General features: G+C 71.7%; 23 protein-coding genes. 15 read left to right on the top strand and 8 right to left on the bottom strand.

The features are described from left to right. Positions 1-76: 76 nt before the first annotated feature. Positions 77-442 (top strand): YybH family protein, encoded by a 366-nt coding sequence (locus tag ABEB07_RS12750; RefSeq protein ID WP_345668439.1) that lies wholly within the window; start codon positions 77-79, stop codon positions 440-442. A 40-nt stretch (positions 443-482) separates the two neighbouring features. On the opposite strand, the gene ABEB07_RS12745 is transcribed toward ABEB07_RS12750, so the two are convergent. The 3 genes from ABEB07_RS12745 to ABEB07_RS12735 form a co-directional block, all read right to left on the bottom strand. Then, complete coding sequence (locus tag ABEB07_RS12745; protein ID WP_345668438.1) at positions 483-938, bottom strand: nuclear transport factor 2 family protein; 456 nt, start codon at positions 936-938, stop codon at positions 483-485. Positions 939-1,125: 187 nt separating this feature from the next. Continuing rightward, positions 1,126-2,061 carry an RpnC/YadD family protein gene (locus ABEB07_RS12740; protein WP_345668437.1) on the bottom strand — a complete coding sequence of 312 codons (936 nt, stop codon included), beginning with the start codon at positions 2,059-2,061 and terminating at the stop codon, positions 1,126-1,128. A gap of 79 nt (positions 2,062-2,140) precedes the next feature. Further along, positions 2,141-2,590, bottom strand: coding sequence for an ATP-binding protein (locus ABEB07_RS12735; protein WP_345668436.1), 450 nt, complete (start codon positions 2,588-2,590; stop codon positions 2,141-2,143). A 203-nt stretch (positions 2,591-2,793) separates the two neighbouring features. On the opposite strand from ABEB07_RS12735, the gene ABEB07_RS12730 reads away from it, so the two are divergent. From ABEB07_RS12730 to ABEB07_RS12720, 3 genes are read left to right on the top strand one after another with little or no spacing between them, the layout of a single operon-like run. Further along, on the top strand, positions 2,794-3,645 hold the full coding sequence (locus ABEB07_RS12730) for a helix-turn-helix domain-containing protein (protein ID WP_345668435.1): 852 nt from the start codon (positions 2,794-2,796) through the stop codon (positions 3,643-3,645). Between the two features lie 8 nt (positions 3,646-3,653). Further along, a complete protein-coding gene (locus ABEB07_RS12725; RefSeq protein ID WP_345668434.1) occupies positions 3,654-3,875 on the top strand; it encodes a DUF397 domain-containing protein in 222 nt (73 codons plus the stop codon). Further along, positions 3,853-4,410: an SMI1/KNR4 family protein gene (locus ABEB07_RS12720; protein WP_345668433.1), complete on the top strand. Its 558-nt coding sequence runs from the start codon at positions 3,853-3,855 to the stop codon at positions 4,408-4,410. Before ABEB07_RS12725 ends, ABEB07_RS12720 begins: the two co-directional genes overlap by 23 nt. A gap of 131 nt (positions 4,411-4,541) precedes the next feature. Here the strand turns inward: ABEB07_RS12720 and ABEB07_RS12715 are convergent, their stop codons facing one another. Then, positions 4,542-4,742, bottom strand: a complete 201-nt coding sequence (locus ABEB07_RS12715) for a hypothetical protein (protein ID WP_345668432.1) — start codon at positions 4,740-4,742, stop codon at positions 4,542-4,544. A gap of 173 nt (positions 4,743-4,915) precedes the next feature. Between ABEB07_RS12715 and ABEB07_RS12710 the strand changes: the two genes are divergently transcribed. The 6 genes from ABEB07_RS12710 (at position 4,916) to ABEB07_RS12685 (ending at position 12,142) form a co-directional block, all read left to right on the top strand. Next, the gene (locus tag ABEB07_RS12710) at positions 4,916-5,668 is read left to right on the top strand and encodes a DUF6879 family protein (RefSeq protein WP_345668431.1); all 753 of its coding nucleotides are present in this window, start codon (positions 4,916-4,918) and stop codon (positions 5,666-5,668) included. A gap of 12 nt (positions 5,669-5,680) precedes the next feature. Further along, on the top strand, positions 5,681-6,532 hold the full coding sequence (locus ABEB07_RS12705; protein WP_345668430.1) for a helix-turn-helix domain-containing protein: 852 nt from the start codon (positions 5,681-5,683) through the stop codon (positions 6,530-6,532). A 529-nt stretch (positions 6,533-7,061) separates the two neighbouring features. Next, complete coding sequence (locus ABEB07_RS12700) at positions 7,062-7,586, top strand: RNA polymerase sigma factor (RefSeq protein ID WP_345668429.1); 525 nt, start codon at positions 7,062-7,064, stop codon at positions 7,584-7,586. Then, the gene (locus tag ABEB07_RS12695; RefSeq protein ID WP_345668428.1) at positions 7,583-8,218 is read left to right on the top strand and encodes a hypothetical protein; all 636 of its coding nucleotides are present in this window, start codon (positions 7,583-7,585) and stop codon (positions 8,216-8,218) included. The genes ABEB07_RS12700 and ABEB07_RS12695 overlap by 4 nt, the downstream gene beginning before the upstream one ends. Before the next feature lie 115 nt (positions 8,219-8,333). Continuing rightward, positions 8,334-10,586 carry an SF1B family DNA helicase RecD2 gene (gene recD2 / locus ABEB07_RS12690; RefSeq protein ID WP_345668427.1) on the top strand — a complete coding sequence of 751 codons (2,253 nt, stop codon included), beginning with the start codon at positions 8,334-8,336 and terminating at the stop codon, positions 10,584-10,586. Between the two features lie 266 nt (positions 10,587-10,852). Continuing rightward, on the top strand, positions 10,853-12,142 hold the full coding sequence (locus ABEB07_RS12685) for a citrate synthase (protein ID WP_164584025.1): 1,290 nt from the start codon (positions 10,853-10,855) through the stop codon (positions 12,140-12,142). Between the two features lie 807 nt (positions 12,143-12,949). Here the strand turns inward: ABEB07_RS12685 and ABEB07_RS12680 are convergent. The 3 genes from ABEB07_RS12680 to ABEB07_RS12670 all read right to left on the bottom strand — a co-directional run bounded on the left by ABEB07_RS12680 (position 12,950) and on the right by ABEB07_RS12670 (position 16,086). Then, a complete protein-coding gene (locus tag ABEB07_RS12680; RefSeq protein ID WP_345668426.1) occupies positions 12,950-15,214 on the bottom strand; it encodes a heavy metal translocating P-type ATPase in 2,265 nt (754 codons plus the stop codon). A gap of 122 nt (positions 15,215-15,336) precedes the next feature. Then, entirely contained in the window at positions 15,337-15,576 is a 240-nt protein-coding gene (locus tag ABEB07_RS12675) for a heavy-metal-associated domain-containing protein (protein ID WP_345668425.1), read from the bottom strand. Between the two features lie 306 nt (positions 15,577-15,882). Next, positions 15,883-16,086, bottom strand: a complete 204-nt coding sequence (locus tag ABEB07_RS12670; RefSeq protein WP_176149021.1) for a helix-turn-helix transcriptional regulator — start codon at positions 16,084-16,086, stop codon at positions 15,883-15,885. 673 nt (positions 16,087-16,759) lie between these two features. Between ABEB07_RS12670 and mmsA the strand changes: the two genes are divergently transcribed. The 5 genes from mmsA to ABEB07_RS12640 all read left to right on the top strand — a co-directional run bounded on the left by mmsA (position 16,760) and on the right by ABEB07_RS12640 (position 24,561). Further along, positions 16,760-18,262 (top strand): CoA-acylating methylmalonate-semialdehyde dehydrogenase, encoded by a 1,503-nt coding sequence (mmsA, locus tag ABEB07_RS12660; RefSeq protein ID WP_345668424.1) that lies wholly within the window; start codon positions 16,760-16,762, stop codon positions 18,260-18,262. A 498-nt stretch (positions 18,263-18,760) separates the two neighbouring features. Next, on the top strand, positions 18,761-20,179 hold the full coding sequence (locus ABEB07_RS12655; protein ID WP_345668423.1) for an APC family permease: 1,419 nt from the start codon (positions 18,761-18,763) through the stop codon (positions 20,177-20,179). Between the two features lie 208 nt (positions 20,180-20,387). Further along, the gene (locus ABEB07_RS12650; protein ID WP_345668422.1) at positions 20,388-23,027 is read left to right on the top strand and encodes a CocE/NonD family hydrolase; all 2,640 of its coding nucleotides are present in this window, start codon (positions 20,388-20,390) and stop codon (positions 23,025-23,027) included. Then, positions 23,024-23,887: an ABC transporter permease gene (locus tag ABEB07_RS12645; RefSeq protein ID WP_164582040.1), complete on the top strand. Its 864-nt coding sequence runs from the start codon at positions 23,024-23,026 to the stop codon at positions 23,885-23,887. The genes ABEB07_RS12650 and ABEB07_RS12645 overlap by 4 nt, the downstream gene beginning before the upstream one ends. 104 nt (positions 23,888-23,991) lie before the next feature. Further along, on the top strand, positions 23,992-24,561 hold the full coding sequence (locus tag ABEB07_RS12640) for a chaplin family protein (RefSeq protein WP_345668421.1): 570 nt from the start codon (positions 23,992-23,994) through the stop codon (positions 24,559-24,561). 203 nt (positions 24,562-24,764) lie between these two features. On the opposite strand, the gene ABEB07_RS12635 is transcribed toward ABEB07_RS12640, so the two are convergent. After that, complete coding sequence (locus tag ABEB07_RS12635) at positions 24,765-26,030, bottom strand: NAD(P)-binding domain-containing protein (protein ID WP_345668420.1); 1,266 nt, start codon at positions 26,028-26,030, stop codon at positions 24,765-24,767. Positions 26,031-26,282 lie beyond the last annotated feature (252 nt).

Below are 26,282 nucleotides of genomic sequence, written 5' to 3'. Positions count from 1 at the left end.
AAGATCCATCTGTTGGACTTCTGCGAAGCCGGTACCCAGGCTGGGAAGGGCCAGTACCCGACGTCAGGAGGAACCCGTGCCGGAGCACGAGAAGGCCATGCGGCCCGAGGACATCACCCGGTTGTTCGTCGAGCGGTCCAACGCCGGTGACGCGGCCGGGGTCGCCGCGCTCTACGAGGAGGACGCCGTGCTGGCCTACCCGCCCGGCGAGACGACGGTGGGGCGGGAGGCGATCCGGGCGCTCTGGGAGAAGGTGCTGAGCGGCGGTCCCCGCTTCGCGCCGGAACAGCCGCTGCCGACGCTGATCAGCGGCGACATCGCGCTCACCGCCACTCCGCCGAAGGACGGGTCCGGCGCGCGGGCCCAGGTCGTCAGGCGCCAGCCCGACGGAAGCTGGCTGCGCGTCCTCGACCAGCCCGAGTTCGCCCCGCCCACCCGCTGACCCCGCAGTCCGCGCGGAGGACCTGCACTTCACGGATGCCTCAGCGAGGCTCCCCCGTCCCGTTCACCTCGAACGCCTGGGCCACGGCGAGGCTGTCCTCGTAGACGTGGTGCCGGGTGATCAGACCGTCCTCGACGGTGAGGTGCAGGGCGAACCGCGCCCGGTAGGCGCGCCCGGTGGAACGGGCGGTCTGACGGATCTCCCCGAGCACGACCGCGTCACGGCCGTCGACGAGCACCCGCTCGATCTCGGTCGCGGCCTGGCCGGGCACATGGTGCTCGGCCAGCTCACGGAAGTGGGCCGCGACGTCGGCGCGGGTGGAACGGTGCCGGATCCACGGAGTGGCGGCCCGCCCGTGCTCGGCCTCCGGCCAGTCCAGCTTCCAGTCGCCCCGCTCGGCGTACATCTCGGCGATGCGCGCGGCCTCGCCCTGACCGATCCGCCGCAACAGCTCGTCCACGACGGCACGAGTGGTCAAGGGTGTCGCTGCGGGCATGGCACATCACTCCGATCCGGTGTCCGCGTCCGACCGACGCGGTGTGATCGGCATTGTGGCCAGGGCCGGCCGGGCGGTGCCATTACCTCCCGGGTAACGGCACGCCCGAGTCAGCCCCGCCCCCCGCTGACCATTTCGCAGCGGGGGGCGGAGGCGGAACGTCGACCACACGGAGTGCAGCGGCTGATCAGGCGTTCCCGCCGCCGTCCTCGGCGAAGAGGTCTTCCGCCCGGGTGACGGTCCTGGAACGCTCCAGCCAGACGTCGAGGAGGGCGAGTTCGGTGCAGGTGGCGATGCGCTCGCGAACGCTGTCGGACACGGGGACACCCCGCACCTCCAGCACGAACAGAATGCCCTTGGCTTCGCCTTCTGCCTTACCTTCGGCTCTGCCTTCTACCTTGCCCTCTGCCTTGCCCTCCAGGTATGCCGTCTCGCGGACGGTTCCACGACCGGGGAAGTAGGTGACGAAAGACATGATCTCTTTCCATTTCTTTCCGGCTGGGGTGTCACCCAGGTTGACTTCGAGGCATTCGTAGAAGTAGCCGGCGGTTTCGGGGTCTGTACCCGTGAGTTCCTGGAGAGCGCGGTCGATCGCTTCCAGTATGGCGTCGATGTCCTTGCTGCGGGCGTGTGCCATGGCGGAGAGGACCGCCAGAGCGAGGTTCTTCGCCGTGGTACGGCCATCCGTGATGACCGGCAGATTGTGCGGCCCCGCGACCAGCGGAAATGTTCGCTGAGCCGTCCAGCCCCGGGTACCGCAGTCGAAGGGACCGGCGGCCCACTTGGCCGTGCTCTGGTCCTGGCAGACGACGAGGAGCAGAACCGGCAGGTTGTACTTCGCCTGGAGGTAGGCGACGTAGTAGGCCCAACTCGACTGCTTGTTCGGGTCCTTCTTCGATTGTGACTCGATGGCGAGCAGGAAGTCCTCACCGTCGGACGGGCCGACGCGCAGGACGGTGTCCACCCGGCGCTCCAGCGGCCGGGCTTCCGTCACGTCGGTGGCGACCGCGTCCACGGTCGCCTTCTTCGGCAGGGAGACACCCAGTACCCCGAACACCGGATTCAGGATTTCGGGCCGCTCCTGGAAGATGCGATGCATCCCCTCATGGGCTGATGTGACCATGAGCGCAACTTAGGATGATCAAGGGGCCATTTGGCGGGTAGATCGCGCACGTTCACCCATTCGATGGGCGAATAAACGTTCAGCTGAGGGCAGAGGTGGACGCAGCGAGTTGACTGCCGACGGCCGCGAGTTCGCACCAGACGACCTTGCCGCGGTCGCCGTCGCGGGAGAGGGGCTGCCAGCCCCACAGGTCAGCGCAGGCCTTGACCAGGAGGAGTCCGCGTCCGTCCTCCTGTTCGGCCAGGTCTTCGAGGGTGGGGGGTGGCTCCGGGGGCGCGGGGTCGGCGTCCCACGCCCCGATCCGCAGCACGCCGGCGGAGAGCCGGACGCGGAGGGCCGCAGGGCCCTTGGTGTGGCGTACGGCGTTGGAGATCAGCTCGGTGGCGAGGAGTTCGGCGGTGTCCACGAGTCCGATCAGTCCGTGCAGGGTGAGGATCAGCCGCAGGGTGCGGCGGGTGACGGTGACGGCGCGGGGGTCGTTGGGGATGTGGAGGGAGTACTCCCAGGTGGCGGGATCGGTTTCGGGCATGCGGCATCAACTCCGTTCGACGAGTGGTGTTTTCGCTCGCGGTGGCAGTGCCGCGGCCGCCAGGGCGTGACGGTACGGTGCGCTTCCGCTGGGTGTGCGTTACGTCACCGACGGTAGGGCTAACTGTTTATGCCGCGCAAGCCGTTCGCGTACTGTGACGCCCGAACGGGTAACGCTGAGAACTGACTTGGGAGGAACGGCCGATGGCGCTGAGGAGCGAGCCGACAGCACGCCAGCTGCGGCTGGCCGTCGAACTGCGCAGGCTCCGCGACGCGGCGGGCCTCTCCGCCAAGGAGGCGGCGGCCCAGCTCGGAGTCAGCGGTCCGGTCATCAGCCAGATCGAGGCAGGCATCGCGGGCCTCAGCGAGAAACGGCTGCGCCGCCTCGCCGTGAACTACTCCTGCGCGGACGAGGCGCTGATCGACGCCTTGGTCGCCATGGCGACGGACCGCACGCGGGGGTGGTGGGAGGAATACCGGGGCCAACTGCCCACACCGTTCCTCGACCTCGCGGAGCTGGAGCATCACGCCACGTTCCTGAGGGAGGCGCAGTTCCTGTTCATCCCCGGCCCGTTGCAGACGGAGGACTACGCTCGTGCCGTCTACGCCTACCGCGTCCCAGAGTTGCCGTCAGAAGAACTAAACCTGCGTGTCCAGCACCGTATGCGGCGGAAGGTGCTTCTCGAAGGCCCCGCACCCACGCCCTACGAGGCTGTAGTCCACGAGGCGGCGCTGCGCATCATGGTGAGCGACCGGACCACTGTACGGGCGCAGCTGGTACGCATCGTGGAGGTGTCCGAGGCGGAACACATCACCGTGCGCGTCATTCCCTTCGAGCTCGAAGGGTTCGCGGGCGCCGCGAGCGCCATGACATACGTGGGAGGTGCCCTGCCGAAGCTGGACACGGTGGTACGCGACGGTCCGCACGGTGCGGCGTTCATCGACTCCGAGGCCCAACTCGCCGCTTTTCGAACGCTCTTTCATAAGGTAGAGGCCGTGTCACTCGACCCCGTTCGGTCGCGTGACTTCATCCACAGGTTGGCGAAAGAGCTGTGAGGCACTCTATGGACACCCCCGACAACTGGCGGAAGTCGTCCTACTCCGGGCCCGGCGACGGTGACTCCTGCGTGGAGATCGCCACCTCCACCACCCACGCCACCGTCCGCGACTCCAAGACCCCCGCCCGAGCCACCCTCACCTTCCCCGTCCCCGCCTTCACCGCCTTCGTCGGCGCCCTGAAAGCCGCGCCGGGTCACCTCACCGGTGCCTCTGCCCTGGAGACCTGAGCTGAGGTCTCCGCTGTCCGACGCGGAGGTCCGTGACGCCGAGCGGGAGTTGGGGGTCGTGTTCCCCGGGGAGTACCGGGAGTATCTGCTGCGGCGCAACGGCGAGGGCCGGGTGAACCGGCTCCGCCGGGGCGCCGCGGGCTGGGGCTGGGAGGGAGACTCCCGCACCGACCTCGCCCTGCTCGGCACCGACTTCCCGCACCCCGACTCCTACCGCGACGACGAGGACCGCCTGGACGCGCGCGAGCCGCAGCGCGAGGACTTCGCGGACGAGGACGCCTACGGGACGGCCTGGCAGCGGTGGGACGACGAGTGCGGGGTGTTGCAGGACCGCAAGACCGCCGGCGCCGTGCACATCCAGGGGAAAGGCTGCGGCTTCGCCACCCTGCTGGTCCTCACCGGACCGCACCGGGGCGAGATGTGGTTCGACGCCCGCGCCACCTGCGACCTGATCCTCCCGATGCGCCTGGGACGCGAGCCCGTCTCGTTCGCCCAGTGGTTCGCCCGCGGCTGCGAGACGCTGGGCGTGTGGTGACAGGCCCCTCGGCACCTGCGTCCGGGCACACCACCCTGCTCCGATCACGGTTCCGATCGGCCACCGTCGTCTGAGCTTGTCGCGCTGGGTGTCGATGACCAACGAGCCCTCCGGCCGCTCCTCCTCCGTCGTCACTCACGGCCTCCTGGCTGAAGGGCTTGGGTCAGACGGGCGGCCACGTCGGCGCGCACGCGCCCCAGCTCGATGAGCCGCAACGCAGGGGAGGCCAGGTCAACGCGCAGAGAGGGGAGGACGATTCCGGCCTTGGTCAGGGCCGCTCTCAAGTCCTCCACTGCCGCGTACGGGTCCACGTCCGGTTTCTTCACAGGCATGAACGGGACGCTAGAGACGGCCGGGCAACGCCCGATACGCTGTTTTCCCGAAGTTGCTCGGCGCGCCATGCAGATTGCCGGTGTTTTCTCCTGGACGCGGCCTCACCTTGTAGAGCCGGGACGGAGCCCCGGCCATGCTGATCGGATCAGCACCCCCTGGAGGGAGAACGTCCATGGCTCGTCAGCTCCGCTTCACCGGCACCGACAGCAAGGTCGACGGCTGCCCCGCTCTGCACACGGATGAGGGCACCGGCGAGATCATCGTTCAGGGAACGCCCGTCACCGACCCCGAAGACCTCGCGCAGCTCCAGCACTTCGGACCGGACGATGCGGCGGTGGCCGTGCCCCGCGAACTGCTCGTGAACTGGGGGCCGAAGGGAATGGAGCGGGTGCCGGAACTTGTCGACCGGGCCACCTTCCGGCGTCTCTTCGAGACCTTCGAGCACACCGCTTGGCGGCTGGAGACCCGGCGCGGCTACGCGTCGGACCGGCAGGACCCCGACTTCCAGGCCTTCCTGGCCACCGGCTCCTCGCCGTGCGACCCCGACGAGCCCTGGTTCATCACCATCAAGGCCCAGACGAACGCGGGCAAGACGGTCGGCCGGGTCCGCGTCGCCGACAACCCGCCCACCACCGAGCAACTGTTCCTGCTCGACTACGCCCGGCACAACGCGGCCGTGGGCGAGGACATCCGGTACCTGTGGCGCCAGGACGCCGAGCGGGCGGCTCTGCCCGCCGAGGACTTCTGGATCTTCGACTCGCGGTTGATCGCGCTGTTGCACTTCGATGAGGAGGACAACCTCCTGAACGTCGAGCTGATCACCGAACCGGCCGAGGTCGTGCGGTACTGCGCCGTGCGCGACGCGGCCATGCACCACGCCGTTCCGCGCGACGAGTTCGCCGCGCGAGCGGCCCCGACCGAATAGCGCGCGCGACCGGTGAGCACCGACTATCAGCAGGCGCGGGCGGCCCTGGGGGCGCGGCTTCGCGAACTCCGGTTCACCTGCCCCGGTGGCCGGCTCACCGGTCAGCAGCTCGCGCAGCGGCTCGGCTGGCCGCAATCCAAGGTCAGCAAGCTGGAGAACGGCCGGCAGACGGCCACCCCGGAGGACCTGAGGGCGTGGGCCGATATGACCGAGCAGCCTGGTGTGTACGCCGAGCTGGCCGCCCGGCTGGCGGGATTCGAGTCCCACATCAGGTCATGGCGCAGGGCGCTGGCGAACGGCTTCAAGCCGATGCAGGAGGGGCTGAGCGCGGAGATCGACCGCACCTCGGACATATGGGTCTGGGAAGAGTCGGTGATCGCCGGACTGTTGCAGACGCCCGACTACGCGCGCCACGTGATCCACCGGTACTCGGAGTTGCTGGGCGGCGCCGGCGACGTCGAGGACGCCGTGCGCGCTCGGGTGCGGCGGCAGGAGTGGCTGTACCGGTCCGGCCGCAAGCTGCACGTCCTGATGTGGGAGGCCGCGCTGCGGTCGCTGATCTGCCCGCCCTCGGTGCTCGCCGTCCAGCTCGACCGGCTCACCGGCGTGATCGGTATGGACACGGTCGAACTGGGGATCGTCCCGTTCACCGCGTCGGTCAAGATCGTGCCCGCCAACGGCTTCTGGCTCCTTGACGACCGCTTGGTGGTCGCCGAGGACTGGCACGCCGAGCTGTGGTTGGACGATGCCGACAACATCGCGCTTTACACGAAGGTCTGGCGCACCATCCGCGAGTCGGCGGTGTACGGGGCCGACGCCCACAGCGTCATCAGCGTGGCCCGCCGTGCACTGAACCCGCGCTGACGCGGCAAGGTCTCACGCAAGCGAGGGGGGCGCACCCTCAGGTGTGCCCCGCACTGCTGTGCCGCTGTCCCGGGTGGAGGCAGGGAGTGTACGCACGGAGACCGGTGTCCCGCGGCCCTGGCTGTCCCACGCCGTTGCCTTGACGACCGATCCGCTGAGCCGCAGGGACTACGCCGTCTCGTCCTGGGCCGGCTCTCGGCGACAGTGCAGTTCCGTCACCGCCTCCGAGGCCTCCCGACAGACCTCGGCGTGGGGGTGGCGGAGGAACCGCTCGACGATCGGAAGCGCCACCTCGTAGTGAGGGCAGCCGAGGACGGCCAGGACGTAGGCGAGGAGAGAGGGTTCGAAGCTGTCTGCCCTGCCTGCGGCCCGGCATCGGCCGACCGGCCGACCGGCGGATGTAACGCTCTCGCGTGCCGCGGACTAGAACGGGTGTCACGCAGCACCCCTTCGACTCGTCCCCGAGGAGCCGTCCGTGCCGACGGAGCGTCCGACAGCACCACCCACGCGAGACCCTGCGGGGTTCGCCGTGTTCTACGAGCAGCACTTCGACACCGTGCTCGGGTTCGTCACCCGGCGCGTCGACAGCGCGCATCTGGCCGCCGATCTGACGGCGGACATCTTCGTGGCCGCCCTGGAGGGCGCCCACACGTACGACGCCCGGCGCGGCGCACCCCTCGCCTGGCTCTACGGCATATCCCGCAACGTCATCCACACCCACTTCCGCGGCACCGTCCGCGAACGGCACCTGATGGCCAGGATCAGCGGACGGCGGCTGCTGGACGAGGAGGACGTCAGCGCCATCGAGAGACGGATCGACGCCGACCGCGCCGCCCGAGGACTCGCCGCCGCCCACGCCGCGCTCTCCGAACCGCTGCGGGCGGTCCTCGACCTGGTCGCCCTGGACGGGCTCACGGCCCGCGAGGCGGCGCAGGCGCTGGGCATCAGCTCGGCCACCGCCCGGGTACGGCTGCACCGCGCCCGCAAGGCCCTGCGCAGTGCCGGTCAAGCCCTCGACGCCACCCGCCCCGCCCTTCTGGAGGCCGCCCAGTGAACACGCCCGCGCACTTCAAGGAGCAGCTCGCCGACGAGCTGGCCTCCCACGCGTCCACCCTGTCCGCCCCCGCCGGTCACCGGGCCGTGCTCCGGCTCCGCGCGCCGCGCCGCCGGACGGCCCTCACCGTGGGCATCGCCGCGGCGGCGGCCGTGGCCGTCGCGCTTCCACTGGGATCCGGCTCGCATGGCACGCGGCAGGCCGCCCCGGCGCCCCGTACCGCGAGCACCGGCCCGGCCGCCCGGAGCACCCCGGGCATGAGCCTGGACATCGTCAACGCCGACTACGCCGTCCGGTCCAAGCCCGGCGGCCTGGTCTCCGTGCAGTTGTTCGACGCGAAGGGCGTTCCCGGGCTCCAGGCCGCGCTGGACAAGGCCGGCATCCCCGCGAAGGTGCTGGTGCCCTCGGCCTCCTGCCACACCACCGGTTCCTCCGGCCGCCCGCGCGGCAGCCTCACGGAGGTGGCGCCCCCGTCCGGTTACCACGGCGACGGCGTCCGCGACATCAAGCCCGGCGCCATCCGGACCGGAGACCACCTGCTGTTCATCGCGGAGACGGACGGCGGCGCACCGGGCCTGCTGGCCATCAGGCTGGTCGGCACGTTGCCCGAGTGCGTCCCCGCCGGCCGGTAGCGGGCCCTGTCACCACCCGCCACCAACGGCCGTTCCGGACGCCGGCCTGTGGGCGCCCCTGTGGGCGCCCCTGGGGGAAGTGCCCGCTGTCGGACCTCCCCGGTACCGTCGCACCATGCCCAACCAGCCCCCCGCGGACCCCGGCGAACGGCGGCTCGCCGTGCTCGAAGGCGTGCTCGAACGGATCACGTACGCCAACGAGGAGAACGGCTACACCGTCGCCCGCGTCGACACCGGCCGAGGCGCCGGCGATCTGCTGACCGTCGTCGGCGCGCTGCTCGGCGCGCAGGTGGGGGAGTCGCTGCGGATGGAGGGCCGTTGGGGCTCCCACCCGCAGTACGGCAAGCAGTTCCACGTCGAGAACTACACCACCGTGCTGCCCGCCACCGTCCAGGGCATCCGGCGCTACCTCGGCTCGGGGCTGGTGAAGGGCATCGGCCCCGTCTTCGCCGACCGCATCACCCAGCACTTCGGCACCGACACCCTCCGGATCATCGAGGAGGAGATCAAGCGGCTCATCGAGGTGCCGGGGCTCGGGCCGAAGCGGACGAAGAAGATCGCCGAGGCGTGGGAGGAGCAGAAGGCGATCAAGGAGGTGATGCTCTTCCTCCAGACCGTCGAGGTGTCCACCTCCATCGCCGTGCGCATCTACAAGAAGTACGGCGACGCCTCCATCTCCGTGGTGAAGAACCAGCCCTACCGCCTGGCCGCCGACGTCTGGGGCATCGGCTTCCTCACCGCCGACAAGATCGCCCAGTCCGTCGGCATCCCGCACGACAGCCCGGAGCGGGTCAAGGCCGGCCTCCAGTACGCCCTGTCGCAGTCCGCCGACCAAGGCAACTGCTACCTCCCCGAGGAACGCCTGATCGCGGACGCCGTCAAGCTCCTCCAGGTCGACACCGGCCTCGTCATCGAGTGCCTCGCCGAGCTGGCGGCCGAGCCGGAGGAGGGCGAGGACCCCGGCGTCGTACGGGAGCGGATCCCCGGCCCGGAGGGCGGCTTCCCCGTCACCGCGATCTACCTCGTCCCCTTCCACCGCGCCGAACTCTCCCTCTCCGCCCAGCTGTTGCGCCTGCTGCGCACCGGCGAGGACCGGATGCCGGCGTTCCGCGACGTGGCCTGGGACAAGGCGCTCGGCTGGCTCAAGGGCCGTACCGGCACCGACCTCGCCCCCGAGCAGGAGGCGGCCGTCAAGCTCGCGCTGACCGAGAAGGTGGCCGTGCTGACCGGCGGTCCCGGCTGCGGCAAGTCCTTCACGGTCCGCTCCGTGGTGGAGCTGGCCCGCGCCCGCAGGGCGAAGGTGGTGCTGGCCGCGCCCACCGGACGCGCGGCCAAGCGGCTGGCCGAGCTGACCGGCGCCGAGGCGTCCACCGTCCACCGCCTGCTGGAGCTGAAGCCCGGCGACGACGCGGCCTACGACCGGGACCGCCCGCTCGACGCCGACCTCGTGGTCGTGGACGAGGCGTCCATGCTGGACCTGCTGCTCGCCAACAAGCTGGTCAAGGCGGTGCCGCCCGGCGCGCACCTGCTCTTCGTCGGCGACGTGGACCAGTTGCCCAGCGTCGGCGCCGGCGAGGTGCTGCGCGACCTCCTGACCGACGGCAGCCCGATCCCGGCCGTCCGCCTCACCCGGGTCTTCCGCCAGGCCCAGCAGTCGGGCGTGGTGACCAACGCGCACCGCATCAACTCCGGGCAGCACCCGCTGACCGACGGCATGAAGGACTTCTTCCTCTTCGTGGAGGACGACACCGAGGAGGCCGGCCGGCTCACCGTGGACGTGGCGGCGCGCCGCATCCCGGCCCGCTTCGGCCTCGATCCGCGCCGTGACGTGCAGGTCCTCGCGCCCATGCACCGCGGCCCGGCCGGCGCGGGCACGCTGAACGGACTGCTCCAGCAGGCCGTCACGCCCGGCCGCCCCGACCTGCCCGAGAAGCGGTTCGGCGGGCGTGTTTTCCGGGTCGGCGACAAGGTCACCCAGATCCGCAACAACTACGAGAAGGGCGAGAACGGCGTCTTCAACGGCACGGTCGGCGTCGTCACCTCCCTCGATCCGGTCGAGCAGCGGCTGACGGTGCTGACCGACGAGGACGAGGAGGTGCCGTACGACTTCGACGAGCTGGACGAGCTGGCGCACGCCTACGCGGTCACCATTCACCGCTCCCAGGGCAGTGAATATCCCGCCGTGGTGATCCCGGTCACCACCGGCGCCTGGATGATGCTCCAGCGCAACCTGCTGTACACGGCGGTGACCCGGGCCAAGAAGCTGGTCGTGCTCGTCGGTTCGCGCAAGGCGATCGGCCAGGCGGTGCGCACGGTGTCGGCGGGCCGCCGCTGCACCGGGCTGGACCACCGGCTCACGGGCGCCTGAGGAAACGGGACGAACCACCCGTAAGGGCGACGTCCTTCCGTCGCCCCGGCCGCCGTCGCCAGAAATGATCGATCAAACGAGTCGCAAAGGTCACAGAGCACTTCCGGTGACCGGGCGAAGGGGGCAGGATGAGCAGGTTGGCGGCACTGAGTGCCGCCAATAGGCCCAATGGTCGACCCCGAGTGCACTCTCCTGAGCCAAATGGGGGATGGTAGAGAACAGTCAGGGCACCTCGAAGATGAGGCACTACGTCGGTGAGGGAAGACGTGAGCGACAACTCTGTAGTACTGCGGTACGACGGCAGCGAGTACACCTACCCGGTGATCGACAGCACCGTCGGCGACAAGGGCTTCGACATCGGGAAGCTGCGCGCCCAGACCGGTCTGGTGACCCTGGACAGCGGCTACGGCAACACCGCCGCCTATAAATCCGCCGTCACCTACCTCGACGGCGAGGAGGGCATCCTCCGTTACCGCGGCTACCCCATCGAGCAGCTGGCCGAGCGCTCCACCTTCCTGGAGGTGGCCTACCTGCTGATCAACGGTGAGCTGCCGACCGTCGACGAGCTGACCACGTTCAAGAACGAGATCACGCAGCACACCCTGCTGCACGAGGACGTCAAGAACTTCTACAAGGGCTTCCCGCGCGACGCCCACCCGATGGCGATGCTGTCCTCGGTCGTCTCGGCGCTGTCCACCTTCTACCAGGACAGCCACAACCCGTTCGACGAGAAGCAGCGCAACCTCTCCACCATCCGCCTGCTCGCCAAGCTCCCGACGATCGCGGCGTACGCGTACAAGAAGTCGATCGGTCACCCGTTCGTCTACCCGCGCAACGACCTGAGCTACGTCGAGAACTTCCTGCGCATGACCTTCTCGGTCCCCGCCCAGGAGTTCGAGCTGGACCCGGTCGTCGTCTCCGCGCTGGACAAGCTGCTCATCCTGCACGCGGACCACGAGCAGAACTGTTCGACCTCCACGGTCCGCCTGGTGGGCTCCTCCCAGGCCAACATGTTCGCGTCGATCTCGGCCGGCATCAACGCCCTGTGGGGCCCGCTGCACGGCGGCGCCAACCAGTCGGTGCTGGAGATGCTGGAAGGCATCCGCGACTCGGGCAACGACGTCGACACCTTCATCCGCAAGGTGAAGAACAAGGAGGACGGCGTCCGCCTGATGGGCTTCGGCCACCGGGTCTACAAGAACTTCGACCCGCGCGCCAAGATCATCAAGGCCGCCGCGCACGACGTGCTCTCCGCGCTGGGCAAGGACGACGAGCTCCTCGACATCGCCCTGAAGCTGGAGGAGCACGCGCTCTCCGACGACTACTTCGTCGAGCGCAAGCTCTACCCGAACGTCGACTTCTACACCGGTCTGATCTACCGGGCCATGGGCTTCCCGACCGAGATGTTCACGGTCCTGTTCGCCCTCGGCCGGCTGCCGGGCTGGATCGCCCAGTGGCACGAGATGATCAAGGAGCCGGGCTCCCGCATCGGCCGCCCGCGCCAGATCTACACCGGCGTGGTCGAGCGCGACTTCGTCCCGGTCGAGGAGCGCTGACCGGCGCGGTCCCGCCGCGCTGAAGGTCGTCGGCCCCGTGGCCGCGACGGCTTCCCCGGGCCCCGTGTCCGCCTCACGGCGGGTACGGGGCTCTGTGCTGCCGCACGCGAGGGCAGGGGAGAGGACGGGACGAACGGGACTGACGGGACGGCGGTACGGCGTCAGAGCGGGGGCGGGCGTCGGACAAGCGGAAGGCGCCCCGGTGCGCCGGTCCCCCCACGGGCCGACGGCCAGGGCGCCTTCCCATGTCCCGGTGCGGATTCCCCCCACGGGATCCGGCCGGGCGTCTGTGAGAACCAGCGCCTGAACCGCTGTGAGCGCGACGGGCGGAACCCGTCGTACTCCTGTCCTGCCTACTGCTGTGCGATCTGCCGGGACAGCGCACTTCCGGGAGGGCCGCTCAAAGCTTCCCGGTGTACGCGTCCCGGCGACGCTCCCCCAAGCTCTCACCATCGTTCGAGCTGGGGGTACCCCCATCTGAGGAAGTCCCCCAAGACATCCTCAGACGTCAGTCCGCGCCCCCCAAGACGCTTCCTGACATCGCCAAACTTAGACCTTCGAACCCCTTCGATGGTTACGTTCACATCACTGTGATCTGTGTCTCTTGCCTATGTCCCTTTAGATGCGCAAGAGACCGGTTATGGCGATCGAGACCCAAGCGTAAGGATGATGCGCGAGCCTTGTGAAGAGCTTATGTGAGGCTCGCTCATGTCTCTAGAGGGACTCTTACTTCCGTTTCGGGGCCGTGACCGTGGCGGTGACCGTGACTGTGGCGGTGACCGTGGCCACGGTCACGGCCCCCTTCGGTCAGCGGAACGTGCGCAGCCGCAGGCTGTTGCTCACCACGAACACCGAGGAGAACGCCATCGCCGCCCCCGCGATCATCGGGTTGAGCAGTCCGGCGGCGGCCAGCGGCAGCGCGGCCACGTTGTAGCCGAAGGCCCACACCAGGTTGCCCTTGATCGTGCCGAGCGTCCGCCGCGACAGCCGGATGGCGTCGGCCGCCACCCGCAGGTCCCCGCGCACCAGGGTCAGGTCGCCGGCCTCGATCGCGGCGTCCGTGCCCGTGCCCATCGCCAGTCCCAGGTCGGCGGTGGCGAGCGCGGCGGCGTCGTTGACCCCGTCGCCCACCATGGCGACCGTCCGGCCCTCGGCGCGCAGCCGCTCCACGGCCGCCACCTTGTCCTGCGGCAGCACCTCGGCGATCACGTCGGCCGCGTCGATCCCGACCGCGCGCGCCACCGACTCGGCGACCGCCCGGTTGTCACCGGTCAGCAGCACCGGCCGCAGCCCCAGCGCCCGCAGCTGCCGTACGGCGTCGGCGCTGGTCTCCTTGACCGCGTCCGCCACCGCGACGACCCCCCGCGCCGCGCCGTCCCAGCCGACCACGACGGCCGTACGGCCGGCCGCCTCGGCCTCCTGGCGGGCCCGGGCGACGTCCGCGGGCACCTCCTCGAACAACCGCCCGGCGACGACCTCACGGCCCGCCACGCGCCCGCGTACGCCCCGTCCGGGGACGTTCTCGAAGTGCTCGACCGCCGGCAGCGGGCCGACCCGGTCCTCGGCGCCGGCCGCGATCGCCCGCGCGACGGGGTGCTCGGAGGCGTGCTCCAGGGCGCCCGCGAGCCGCAGCAGCTCCTTCTCGTCGACGCCCTCGGCCGCGTACACCTCCTGGAGGGTCATCCGGCCGGTGGTGACGGTGCCGGTCTTGTCCAGGACGACCGTGTCGACGCGGCGGGTGGACTCCAGGACCTCGGGGCCCTTGATGAGGATGCCGAGCTGCGCGCCCCGGCCGGTGCCGACCATCAGCGCGGTCGGCGTGGCCAGGCCCAGCGCGCACGGGCAGGCGATGATCAGCACCGCCACGGCGGCGGTGAACGCGGCGGTGACGTCGCCGGTGACCAGCAGCCAGGTCAGCAGGGTGCCGAGCGCGATCACCAGGACCACGGGCACGAAGACGGCCGAGATCCGGTCGGCGAGGCGCTGCACCTGGGCCTTGCCGTTCTGCGCGTCCTCCACCAGCTTCGCCATCCTGGCGAGCTGGGTGTCGGCGCCGATCCGGGTGGCCTCGACGACCAGCCGGCCGCCCGCGTTGACGGTGGCGCCGGTGACCGCGTCGCCCACGCTCACGTCCACCGGCACGGACTCGCCGGTCAGCATCGAGGCGTCGACCGCCGAGGCGCCCTCGACCACCGTGCCGTCGGTGGCGACCTTCTCGCCGGGCCGCACCACGAACCGGTCGCCGACCGCGAGCGCGGACACCGGGACGCGTATCTCGCGCCCGTCGCGGAGCACGGCCACGTCCTTGGCGCCCAGCTCCAGCAGCGCCCGCAGCGCGGCGCCCGCGCGCCGCTTGGAGCGGGCCTCCAGATAGCGGCCCAGCAGGATGAAGGCCACCACGCCGGAGGCGACCTCCAGGTAGAGGGTGGAGGCGGCGTCCATCCGGGAGACGGTCAGGCGGAACTCGTCGCGCATGCCGGGCATGCCCGCGTCGCCCAGGAACAGCGCCCACAGCGACCAGCCGAAGGCCGCCAGGGTGCCGACCGAGACGAGGGTGTCCATGGTGGCCGCGCCGTGCCGGGCGCCCGTGAGGGCGGCCCGGTGGAAGGGCAGCGCGCCCCAGACGACGACCGGCGCGGCCAGCGTCAGCGCGAGCCACTGCCAGTTGTCGAACTGGAGGGCCGGGACCATGGACAGCAGGACGACCGGGACGGCCAGGGCCGCGGAGACGATCAGGCGCTGGCGCAGGGCGGCGAGTTCGGGGTCCGCGCCGGGCTCGGCCCCGCTCGGCGCGGCGCCGGCGGGCCCGGGGTCGGGCGGGGGCGGTTCCTCGGCGGTGTAGCCGGTCTTCACCACGGTGGCGATCAGGTCGGCGACCTGTACGCCCGGTGGGTAGGCGACCCTGGCCTTCTCGGTGGCGAAGTTCACCGTGGCGGTGACGCCGTCCAGCCGGTTGAGCTTCTTCTCCACGCGGGCGGCGCACGAGGCGCAGGTCATGCCGCCGATGAGCAGTTCGACCTCGGACGCCTCCGTGGCCGGGGGCGTCGCCGTGCTGGTGGTGGTACTGGTCATGTCCGTACTCCTGATGACGGACCGGGCCGTACGGAGCCAGTATCAGCTGGTCGATACGGCCCGGTGTCGAGAGGTACCTCTTGGTCGGGGCGCCGCGCGGGACGCGCGGTGCGCGCTGCGGCTCAGGCGCGGCCGACGAGCTCGAAGCCCGCCTCGTCCACGGCCGCGCGCACCGCCTCGTCGTCGAGCGGGGCGGCGGAGACGACGGTGACCTCGCCGGTGGAGGCCACGGCCTTCACCGCGCTGACGCCGGGCAGCTCGGAGATCTCGGCGGAGACGGAGCTCTCGCAGTGTCCGCAGCTCATCCCGCTCACCTGGTAGACGGCGGTGACGGTGTCCGGGGTCTCGGTCTGGGCGGTCATGGCGCTCTCCTCGTCGTGACGTGTGGGGTCGACGTGGCCCAAGGGGGGCTCACTAAGACCAGATTATACCCCTAGGGGGTATGACACAAAGAGGTGACGTGAAGGGTGTGGGGCGGGGCGGGTATGCGACCGGGGCCGCGGCGGGGGCGCCGTGCGGGCCCGCGCGAGCAGCGTCGCACGGGGCGCGCCGCCCGCCGCGCCGATCCGGCCCGGCATGCCGGTGTCGCGCAGGAGTGCGAAGGCCGGCCGGGGCCGCTCGGCGCGGGTGAGCGGCGGGCGGCGGGCGGCGGGCGGTCCGTGGTGGGCTCATCCGCGTCCGCGTCCGCGGTTGTTGCCGGGCCGGGCGGCGACCCAGGCGCGGACGGTGTCGGCGTACCAGTAGGGGCGGCCGCCCTCCACGTGGTCCGGCGGCGGCAGCAGTCCGTGTTTGCGGTAGGACCGCACGGTGTCCGTCCGCACCCGGATGTGCGCCGCGATCTCCTGGTACGACCAGAGCTTTCGGTCGGTCATGTACGTGTACCTCCCAGTGACCGGCGAACGAACCGGCCCGGGGGGTGGCATGGTCCGTCGCGCGGGTGTGACGCGCGGGCCGCACAACCGGGACATCTGTGACAGGAGAGTTGCGTAACGGTGTCCCTGACGCCTCGCTCGTCCGAATGTCCGGACAATTCATTGACAGGCCGCCGTGTCCGCACTAGAACCGGGGGAGTCACACATACGTTCGCCGCCCGCATCGGCGAGTGGAGCACGCGGTCGGCGAGCGGGCGGTTGTACGGTGCAGGTACATGACGCACGGAGCACGCGGAGTTCCAAACCCCGGGCGGTGAGCGCACGTTGAACCGACGCACCCAGGCGCTCGGCGCCGCCCGGCCACCGATCGCCTCCGGCGCGGGAGACCGCTTCGCCCTGGCAGGAGCGAAGTGCGAGCGCCGACTCCCCGCCCGCTACGGCCCCGCGCCGGAGGTCCCGCACCCGCGTTTCCCCCGCCCGGCGGAGACTCCCTCATGTGTCTACAAGGACGCCGAAACCGCAGACACAGTGTCGGGCGCGTTCGCGACGGGGTCCTGGTGGGATGGATAGGTGACCGGGTCCGCGGTCCGGCAGGCACGCGGTCCGGACACGTGAGCCGCACGAACGGCACGCCTCGACCCGTCGCCGCCATCTGTTGAAGGAGTTACCGGGCATGACGAAGATCGTCAACCACTGGATCGGCGGGAAGACCGTCGAAGGCGCCTCGGGCACGTACGGGCCGGTGACGGACCCGGCGACCGGCGCGGTCACCACCAAGGTGGCCTTCGCCTCGGTCGACGAGGTGGACGCGGCGGTGGCCGCCGCCCAGGACGCCTACGCCACCTGGGGTCAGTCCTCGCTGGCCCAGCGCACCTCGATCCTGTTCCGGTTCCGCGCGCTGCTGGACGCCCACCGCGACGAGATCGCCGCGCTGATCACCGCCGAGCACGGCAAGGTGCACTCCGACGCACTCGGCGAGGTCGCGCGCGGCCTGGAGATCGTCGACCTGGCCTGCGGCATCACCGTGCAGCTCAAGGGCGAGCTGTCCACCCAGGTGGCGACGCGGGTGGACGTGGCCTCGATCCGCCAGCCGCTGGGCGTGGTGGCCGGCATCACGCCGTTCAACTTCCCCGCGATGGTCCCGATGTGGATGTTCCCGCTCGCCATCGCCTGCGGCAACACCTTCGTGCTCAAGCCGAGCGAGAAGGACCCCTCGGCGTCGATGCGGATCGCCGAGCTGCTGTCCGAGGCCGGTCTGCCCGACGGCGTCTTCAACGTCCTGCACGGCGACAGGACGGCCGTCGACCGCCTCCTGGAGCACCCCGACGTCAAGGCGGTCTCCTTCGTCGGCTCCACCCCGATCGCCCGCCACATCCACACCACCGCCGCCGCCAACGGCAAGCGCGTGCAGGCGCTGGGCGGCGCCAAGAACCACATGCTGGTGCTCCCGGACGCCGACCTGGACGCGGCGGCCGACGCGGCGGTCTCGGCGGCGTACGGCTCGGCGGGCGAGCGCTGCATGGCCATCTCGGCCGTCGTCGCGGTCGGCGCGATCGCCGACGAGCTGGTCGACAAGATCCGCGAGCGCGCCGAGAAGATCAAGATCGGCCCCGGCGACGACCCGGCCTCCGAGATGGGCCCGCTGATCACCGCCGCCCACCGCGACAAGGTCGCCTCCTACGTCAAGGGCGCCGCCGAGGAGGGCTGCGAGGTCGTCCTGGACGGCACCGGCTACAGCGTGGAGGGCTACGAGGACGGCCACTGGATCGGCCTGTCCCTGCTGGACCGGGTGCCGACCACCGCGAAGGCGTACCAGGACGAGATCTTCGGCCCGGTGCTGTGCGTGCTGCGCGCGGACACCTATGAGGAGGGCGTGGCGCTCATCAACGCCTCGCCGTTCGGCAACGGCACCGCGGTCTTCACCCGTGACGGCGGCGCGGCCCGCCGCTTCCAGCTGGAGGTGGAGGCCGGCATGGTCGGCGTGAACGTGCCGATCCCGGTGCCGGTGGGCTACCACTCCTTCGGCGGCTGGAAGGACTCGCTCTTCGGCGACCACCACATCTACGGCAACGACGGCACGCACTTCTACACCCGCGGCAAGGTCGTCACCACCCGCTGGCCCGACCCCTCCGAGGCCCCCGCCGGCGTCGACCTGGGCTTCCCCCGCAACCACTGACCCCGCCCCCCGTGTGCCCCGCCCGACGCCCGTCGGAGCGGGGCACGCGCGCGTGCGGGTCCGGGCCGGCCCGCCCACGCCGGTCGCCGCGGGTTTACCCGCGGTAGCCGAGGGTGACGCGGCACCCCGTTCTGATCGTCCGCTATCCGGACGGTCGCAACTTTTTTTACGCCGCGCCCTGCGATTCCCGTGCGTAGGGGATGAAACGGATGGCGGAGGCGTGAACGACGGTTCACCTTCGAAACCAAGGTCACACTTCGTCGAGGCTTGATGAATGCCCTGGCTCGCTCTCGGTGCCTGCGAAAACGAGCCCACACCGCAAAGGTTGCAGCTGCGGATTCCGAAGGTGAACAGCCATTGACGTGACGGTTTTCGTCGGGGTTCCATGCTGACGCTGGGAGCGGACGAGAAGACGACAGACGTACGAGCGAAGCCGCCGGAGGCGATAGCGCTCCCGAGCCCTCATCACCATTTGCACGAGTCGAACGGAACCGCCGTATGACCGACACGCTCCGCCCTGTCGAGAACGCCGTCGCCGAGGCGACCGGCAGTCCCACAGGGACCACGGACAGCCCCAGGCAGCTCAAGCGCTCCATCGGGGTCGTCGGCGGCACGCTCCTCACGCTCTCGTGCGTGACGCCCGCCTCCACGCTCTTCGTGGTCGTGCCCGACCTGTTCGGCTCGCTCGGCACCGCGACCGCCCTCACCCTCGCCATCGGCTCCCTGCTCTGTATCGCCGTGGCGTTCTGCTACTCGGAGCTGGGCACCCTCATCCCCAGCGCGGGCGGCGAGTACGCCATGGTCTCCACGATGGCCGGGCGGCTCGCGGGCTGGCTGGTCTTCGTACTGTCGCTGCTGGTCGTGGTGATCGTGCCCCCGGTGATCGCGATGGGCACGGCCGACTACCTCACGCCGATCGTCCACCTCGACCCGTCGATGACCGGCGCCGGAGTGATGCTCCTGGCCACCCTCGCCGGTCTGCTGGACCTGCGCGCCAACGCCTGGATCACCGGCATCTTCCTGGTCCTGGAGGTCATCGCGGCCGGCGTCGTCGCCATGCTGGGCTTCGCCCACAGCCACCGCGGCGTCGGCAGCCTGGTCTCCCTGCACGTGGCCGACTCCGCCGGGCACACCGACCCCGTCACCGCCATGCTGGTCATCTCCGGGCTCGCCATCGCGCTCTTCGCCACCCAGGGCTTCTCGACCGCCGTCTACCTCTCCGAGGAGCTGGAGAACCCGCGTCGCAACGTCGCCCGCACCGTGCTGGCCACCCTGGGCATCTCCTCGGTCATCATCCTCGTGCCGGTCATCGCCATCACCATGGGCGCCTCCGACCTCAAGGAGCTGACCAGCGGCGACCTCAGCTCGATGGTGACCGCCTGGTCCAACTCCGCGGTCGGCACCTTCGTCAGCCTCTGCGTCGCCCTGGCCATCATCAACGCCGGCATCGTCATGGTCATCCAGAACTCCCGCGTGCTGTTCGCCTCCGCCCGCGACAAGGCCTGGCCCGCCCCCGTCAACAACGTCTTCTCCAAGCTCGGCCGCTTCGGCTCCCCGTGGGTGGCCACCCTCGCGGTCGGCGTCCCCGGCGCCGCCCTCTGCTTCGTCAACCTGGACACCCTCTACGGCGTCACCGGCGTCTCCGTCACCGGCATGTACATCCTGGTCGCGGTCGCCGCCCTGCTGTGCCGCCGCGGCGACCACAAGCACACCGCCGCCTGGCGCATGCCGCTGTGGCCGGCCGTGCCGGTCCTGCTCATCGTGGTGCTGGTGTACGTCCTCACCCAGCAGGAGGTCGGCTACCTGCTGTGGACCGGCGGCATCACCGCCGTCGCCACCCTCTACTGGGCCTTCTACCTCCGCCCGCGCCGCGACACGCGCTGGCTGGTGTCGATCCCCGTGGACGAGCAGGCGTAACCCGGCGAACTCCCCCGTACCGCCGGCGCACGCCCCGCTCCGACGGAGGCCCCCCACACCGCGTGGGGGGCCTCCGTCGTACCCGCCCGGCCCCGCCGCCGCTACCACGGGCGCGGTACGCCGTCCGGCGGCCGTACTCCCGCAGGAGGGGGCCGGGGTCGGCCCACCGGCGGCCCCGGTTGTCGGTGGTGGCCCGTACCGTTGGAGCATGGATCTTCGAAGGCTGCTGACGCGGCCCCGGCGGTGGCTCGCCGCGGGGGCCGCCGTCGTCGTGCTCGCCGGGGCCGGCACCTGGACGGCGGTCGCCTCCGACGACCCGCCCGCCGTGCACCGCGCCGACCAGGCGATCGGCACGGCCGCCGGGGTGCGTCTGGACACCTCGTACTTCACCCCGGCCGGCTCCGGCCGCCACCCCGCCGTCCTGCTCGGACACGGCTTCGGCGGCAGCAAGGACGACGTACGCCGGCAGGCCGAGGACCTCGCCCGCGACGGCTACGCGGTGCTCACCTGGTCGGCGCGCGGCTTCGGCAGGTCCACCGGGAAGATCGGCCTGAACGACCCGAAGGGCGAGGTCGCCGACGTCTCCCGGCTGATCGACTGGCTCGCCCGGCAGCCCCAGGTCGAGCTGGACCGGCCGGGCGACCCGCGCGTGGGCGTCGCCGGCGCCTCCTACGGCGGCGCCATCGCCCTGCTCGCCGCCGGACACGACCGGCGGGTGGACGCCATCGCCCCCGCGATCACCTACTGGAACCTCGCCGACGCCCTCTTCCCGAACGGCGTGTTCAAGAAGCTCTGGGCCGGCGTCTTCATCAACTCCGGCGGCGGCTGCGCCCGCTTCGAACCCGAGCTGTGCCGGATGTACCAGCGGGTCGCCGAGTCCGGCCGCCCCGACCCCGCGGCCCGCGCGCTCCTGGCGGCCCGCTCCCCGTCCGCCGTCGCCGACCGGATCAAGGTGCCCACCCTGCTCGTCCAGGGCCAGAGCGACTCGCTCTTCCCGCTCGGCCAGGCCGACCGGGCCCAGAAGGCGATCAAGGCCAACGGCGCCCCCGTCGACGTCGACTGGATCTCCGGCGGCCACGACGGCGGCGACCTGGAGGGCGACCGGGTCCAGGGCCGCGTACGGACCTGGTTCGACCGGTACCTCAAGGGCGACCGGGACGCGAGCACCGGCCCCGCCTTCCGGGTCACCCGCACCGGAGGCGTCGACTCCACCGACGGCGCCGCCCTGCTGCGCGGCGCGAGCGCCGACGCCTACCCCGGCCTCGCGAACGCCCCGCGCGCCATCGCCCTGACCGGCCGCCCCCAGCGCTTCGAGAACCCGGCCGGCGCCAACCCGCCCGCCGTCTCCGCCCTGCCCGGCCTCGGCGCCGCCGCCGGATCGCTCACCCGGCTCTCGGCGCTCGGCGTCGGCGTCTCCCTGGACTTCCCCGGCCAGTACGCCCGGTTCGACTCGGCGCCCCTGCGCGGCGACCTGCGCGTCACCGGATCGCCGACCGTCACCGTGCACGTCACCTCCAGCGGCGACGACGCGGTGCTCTTCGCCAAGCTGTACGACGTCGGACCCGGCGAGGCGCGGCCGGTGCTGCCCGCCCAGCTCGTCGACCCGGTGCGCGTCGAGGGCGCCAAGGGCGGCAAGGACGTCGCCCTCACCCTCCCGGCGATCGACCACGAGGTGCAGAAGGGCCACCGCCTGCGCCTCGTCGTCGCCTCCACCGACCTCGCCTACGCCTCCCCGGCCGCCCCCGCGACCTACACCGTCGCCCTGAAGGGCGGCCTGGCCGTGCCGACCGCGCCCGGCGTGACCACCGCCGCCGCCCCGCTGCCCGCCTGGGTGTGGTGGCTGCCGGCCGCCGGCGCCGTCCTGGCGGCCGCCCTGCTGCTCACCGCCCGCCGCCGCACCGCCGCCCCCGCCCCCGACCCGGCGCTCGCCGACGTCCCCCTCCAGATCACCGGCCTCAGCAAGCGCTACGCCCGGTCGACCGAGAGGTATGCCGTGCGCGACCTGTCCTTCCGCGTCGAACAGGGCCAGGTCCTCGGCCTGCTCGGACCCAACGGCGCCGGCAAGACCACCACCCTGCGCATGCTGATGGGCCTGATCCGGCCCGACGAGGGCGAGATCCGCGTCTTCGGCCACGCGATCCGGCCCGGCGCGCCCGTCCTGTCCCGGGTCGGCGCCTTCGTCGAGGGCGCCGGCTTCCTGCCGCACCTGTCCGGCCGGGAGAACCTGGAGCTGTACTGGCGGGCCACCGGCCGCCCGCCCGAGGACGCCCACCTGGACGAGGCCCTGGAGATCGCCGGCCTCGGCGACGCCCTCGCCCGCGCCGTGCGCACCTACTCCCAGGGCATGCGCCAGCGCCTGGCCATCGCCCAGGCCATGCTCGGCCTGCCCGACCTGCTCATCCTCGACGAGCCGACCAACGGCCTCGACCCGCCGCAGATCCGCGAGATGCGCGAGGTCATGATCCGCTACGCCGCCGCCGGACGCACCGTGATCGTCTCCAGCCACCTGCTGGCCGAGGTCGAGCAGTCCTGCACCCACCTCGTCGTCATGGACCGCGGCCGGCTGATGCGGGCCGGCCCGGTGCGCGACATCATCGGCTCCGGGGACACCCTGCTGGTCGGCACCGCCACGCCCGTGGCGGAGCCGGTGGCGGAGAAGGTGGCCGCGCTGCCCGGCGTCGCCTCCGCGGTCCGCACCGACGACGGCCTGCTGGTCCGGCTGGAGCCCGGCGGCGCCCCGCAGACGCTCGTCGCCGAGCTGGTACGGCTCGACGTGCCCGTCGCCTCCGTCGGCCCGCACCGCCGCCTGGAGGACGCCTTCCTCACCCTGATCGGAGGTTCCGCGTGAGCACGCTCAGCGAGCCCGTCGAGGTCGCCTCCGGCTACCGCGCGGGACGCACCCTGCCGCTGCGCGTCGAACTGGCCCGCCAGCTCAAACGCCGCCGCACGCTGATCATGGCCGGCATCCTGGCCGCGCTGCCCTTCGTGCTGGTCGCCGCCTTCGCCATCGGCGGCGACCCGGGCGGCCGCAACGACCAGGTCACCCTGATGGACACGGCCACCGCCTCCGGCGCCAACTTCGCCGCGGTCAACCTGTTCGTGTCGGCGGGCTTCCTGCTGGTGATCCCGGTCGCGCTGTTCTGCGGCGACACCGTCGCCTCCGAGGCGAGCTGGTCCTCCCTGCGCTATCTGCTCGCCGCGCCCGTGCCCCGGGCCCGGCTGCTGTGGTCCAAGCTGGCCGTCGGGCTCGGGCTGAGCCTGGCCGCGATGGTACTGCTGCCCGTGGTGGCGCTCGCCGTCGGCACCGCCGCCTACGGCTGGGGGCCGCTGCGGATCCCCACCGGCGGCGCGCTCGACGCGGGCACCGCCGCCGGGCGGCTGGTGGTGGTCGTGGCGTACCTCTTCGTGTCGCAGCTGGTCACCGCCGCACTGGCGTTCTGGCTGTCCACCCGGACGGACGCGCCGCTGGGCGCGGTGGGCGGCGCGGTCGGCCTGACCATCGTGGGCAACGTGCTGGACGCCGTCACCGCGCTCGGCCACTGGCGCCACTTCCTGCCCGCGCACTGGCAGTTCGCCTGGGCGGACGCCGTGCAGCCGCATCCGCAGTGGTCCGGGATGATCCAGGGCTCGGCGATCTCTGTCACCTACGCACTGGTGTTCTTCGCCCTGGCGTTCCGCGGGTTCGCCCGCAAGGACGTGGTGTCCTAGGGGTCGTCGAGGGGGCGGCGGTCACCCTCGCGCCGGTCACGCGGGCCATCCGGGTGAACTTGCGCCACCAATTCCCCGGTGTCGGGTTGAAGAAGCAGTAGGGCATGCGGCGCTACGCGAACCACGAGAACCGCGAGAACGCGGTCTTCCGGTTCCGGAGCCGGCTCTCCCCGAACTTCACACAGGAAGACACCACATTGCGACAGACCCTGAGCAGGGGAGTGTTCGCGGCGGCCGCCGCCGCCACGGGCATTCTGTCCCTGTCCGGCACCTCCGCCTTCGCCGACTCCACCGCCAACGGCACCAGCAGCGACTCGCCCGGCGTGCTGTCGGGCAACACCGTGCAGGCGCCGGTCGAGGTGGAGGCGAACGTCTGCGGCAACACCGTCAACGGTGTCGCCGCCCTCAACAGCTCCTTCGGCAACACCTGCGAGAACGGCCCGGAGACCACTCCGCCGGCCAAGACCACGCCCACCACGCCGCCGCCGCGCGCCGAGACGCCGCAGCCCGCGCCGCCCGTCCGGTACACCCCGCCGGTCGTCAAGCCGCACGAGCCGCCGCAGCTGGCCCAGACCGGTGACAAGGAGACCCTGGCGGCCGGCGCCCTGAGCGTCGCGCTGATCGCGGGCGGCGCGATGCTGTACCGCCGCGGCCGCGCCGCCGGCCACCGCTAGGACGCTTCGGCCTCCGGCAGTGAAGCGGTGACAGAGGGTCACCCGAGTACGCGAGGCGTACTCGGGTGACCCTCTCGCTTTCGGCGGCCCGGCCCGCCTCTCGGCGCCGCCCCGCCCCGGTCCGAGCCGTACGGGAGACGGCTCGGACCGGGGCGGCCGGCCCTCACCGGGACGTACCCGGCGAGGACGTCAGGGGCGAGCACTCAGTGGCGCACCGGGGACGGGACCGCGGTGCGGCTGCCGCCCGGGCCGGGGACCGTCACGGTCATCGGCGCCGTCCGCAGCCGGCGCCGCACCCCGCGCACCAGCGCCGACGCCGTGAACGTCGCCCCCTGCACGAACCGCATCGCCGGGCCGAAGCCCGAGGCGGTCACCAGACCGGCCAGGAACAGCCCGGGGTGGGAGGACTCGAAGTCGTGCCCGACCTCGGGGGAGCCGTCCGGCAGCGCGGCCAGCGTCCCGCGCAGCTCGGCGGCGAGCATCCCGAACCGGTCGCGGCTCGTGCGGAACCCGGTCGCCGCGATCACGTGCTCGGTCTCCACCGTGCGCAGCGTGCCGTCCAGGCTCATCGTCTCCAGCCGCAGACCGCCGCCCACCGCCCGGGCCGAGGCGATCTCGTGGCCCGGCAGCAGCTCCACCGCCCGCTCCACCCGGTCCCGCACCCACCAGGCGCCGGCCGGACCCAGCGCGGTGGCCGCGATCCGCGCCCGCGTCGGCTCCGGCAGCCGCCGGTAGAGGTTGGGACGCTCGGAGTAGAACCAGTTGCGCCAGCCGGGACCCAGCCCGCTGTGCGGCGAGCGCACCGACCGCCACCAGGGCCGCTCCAGCACCGGCGGCAGATCGTTCCACCGCAGTTGCCCGGCCCTCGCCAGCACCCGGGTGCGCGCGCCCTGCTCGGCGAGCAGCGCCGCGGTCTCCAGGGCCGCCTGGCCGCCGCCGACCACCGTGACGTCCATGCCGCGGAAGCGGGTCAGATCGCTGTGGTCGCTGCTGTGCGTCACCAGCGAGGGCCGCAGCCCGTCCAGCACCTGCGGCACCTCCACGAACGGCATCACGCCGACCGCCAGCGCCACCGTCCGCGCCTGCACCGCCTGTCCGTCCTCGGTGACCACCGTGAAGCCGCCGGGACCCGAGGACACCCGGACCACCGTGCGCTCGTCCACCGCGGGCACGGCGTTGCGCGCGAACCACAGCCCGTACGCCGCGAACGTCTCCACCGGCATCGGCTCCGCGTGCCGGGCCGTCATCCCGTGCTCGGCGCAGTAGGCGTCCAGCCGCCAGCGGCCCGCCGGGTCGGACAGGTTCGACGCCCACGGCTCCGACTTCAGCAGCATGCCGCGCGGCATGTGGTCGCGCCAGGACGCCATGGGCCGGCCGAACACCCGCAGGGTCAGCCCGGCGGCCGCCGCGTGGGAGGCGATCGAGAGGCCGTACGGGCCCGCGCCCACCACCACAAGGTCGTACTTCATCGACTGCTCGCTTTCTCGTTGCCGGACACGGAATTCACGGAGGTCACGGAATTCGCTGAGGTCACTGAGGTCATGGCGGTCATGGCGGTCACGGAATCCGCGGGAATCACGGAGGCGGCGGAGTGCGCGGAGGCCGCCGGGGCGGGGAAGGGCAGGGACGTCGGGGACGACCCGGCGACCGGGACGGGCGGCCCGGCGGGCGGCTCCCCGGCGGGCGCCGCCGCAGGGGCCGCGGCGGCGGGCGCCGCGGAC

The organism is Streptomyces similanensis (assembly GCF_039543625.1).
GTDB lineage: Bacteria > Actinomycetota > Actinomycetes > Streptomycetales > Streptomycetaceae > Streptomyces > Streptomyces similanensis.
Note: the sequence above shows the minus strand (reverse complement) of the source record. Positions and strands in the feature narration are given on the sequence as shown.

Bases quoted from the DNA above. Each gene is read 5' to 3' on its own strand.
- ABEB07_RS12715 (WP_345668432.1), bottom strand. From the start codon at position 4,742: ATGCCTGTGAAGAAACCGGACGTGGACCCGTACGCGGCAGTGGAGGAC.
- ABEB07_RS12680 (WP_345668426.1), bottom strand. From the start codon at position 15,214: ATGACCAGTACCACCACCAGCACGGCGACGCCCCCGGCCACGGAGGCG.
- ABEB07_RS12670 (WP_176149021.1), bottom strand. From the start codon at position 16,086: ATGACCGACCGAAAGCTCTGGTCGTACCAGGAGATCGCGGCGCACATC.
- recD2 (WP_345668427.1), top strand. From the start codon at position 8,334: ATGCCCAACCAGCCCCCCGCGGACCCCGGCGAACGGCGGCTCGCCGTG.
- ABEB07_RS12655 (WP_345668423.1), top strand. From the start codon at position 18,761: ATGACCGACACGCTCCGCCCTGTCGAGAACGCCGTCGCCGAGGCGACC.
- ABEB07_RS12675 (WP_345668425.1), bottom strand. From the start codon at position 15,576: ATGACCGCCCAGACCGAGACCCCGGACACCGTCACCGCCGTCTACCAG.
- ABEB07_RS12650 (WP_345668422.1), top strand. From the start codon at position 20,388: ATGGATCTTCGAAGGCTGCTGACGCGGCCCCGGCGGTGGCTCGCCGCG.
- ABEB07_RS12640 (WP_345668421.1), top strand. From the start codon at position 23,992: ATGCGGCGCTACGCGAACCACGAGAACCGCGAGAACGCGGTCTTCCGG.
- ABEB07_RS12730 (WP_345668435.1), top strand. From the start codon at position 2,794: ATGGCGCTGAGGAGCGAGCCGACAGCACGCCAGCTGCGGCTGGCCGTC.
- ABEB07_RS12740 (WP_345668437.1), bottom strand. From the start codon at position 2,061: ATGGTCACATCAGCCCATGAGGGGATGCATCGCATCTTCCAGGAGCGG.
- ABEB07_RS12725 (WP_345668434.1), top strand. From the start codon at position 3,654: ATGGACACCCCCGACAACTGGCGGAAGTCGTCCTACTCCGGGCCCGGC.
- ABEB07_RS12635 (WP_345668420.1), bottom strand. From the start codon at position 26,030: ATGAAGTACGACCTTGTGGTGGTGGGCGCGGGCCCGTACGGCCTCTCG.
- ABEB07_RS12710 (WP_345668431.1), top strand. From the start codon at position 4,916: ATGGCTCGTCAGCTCCGCTTCACCGGCACCGACAGCAAGGTCGACGGC.
- mmsA (WP_345668424.1), top strand. From the start codon at position 16,760: ATGACGAAGATCGTCAACCACTGGATCGGCGGGAAGACCGTCGAAGGC.
- ABEB07_RS12745 (WP_345668438.1), bottom strand. From the start codon at position 938: ATGCCCGCAGCGACACCCTTGACCACTCGTGCCGTCGTGGACGAGCTG.
- ABEB07_RS12735 (WP_345668436.1), bottom strand. From the start codon at position 2,590: ATGCCCGAAACCGATCCCGCCACCTGGGAGTACTCCCTCCACATCCCC.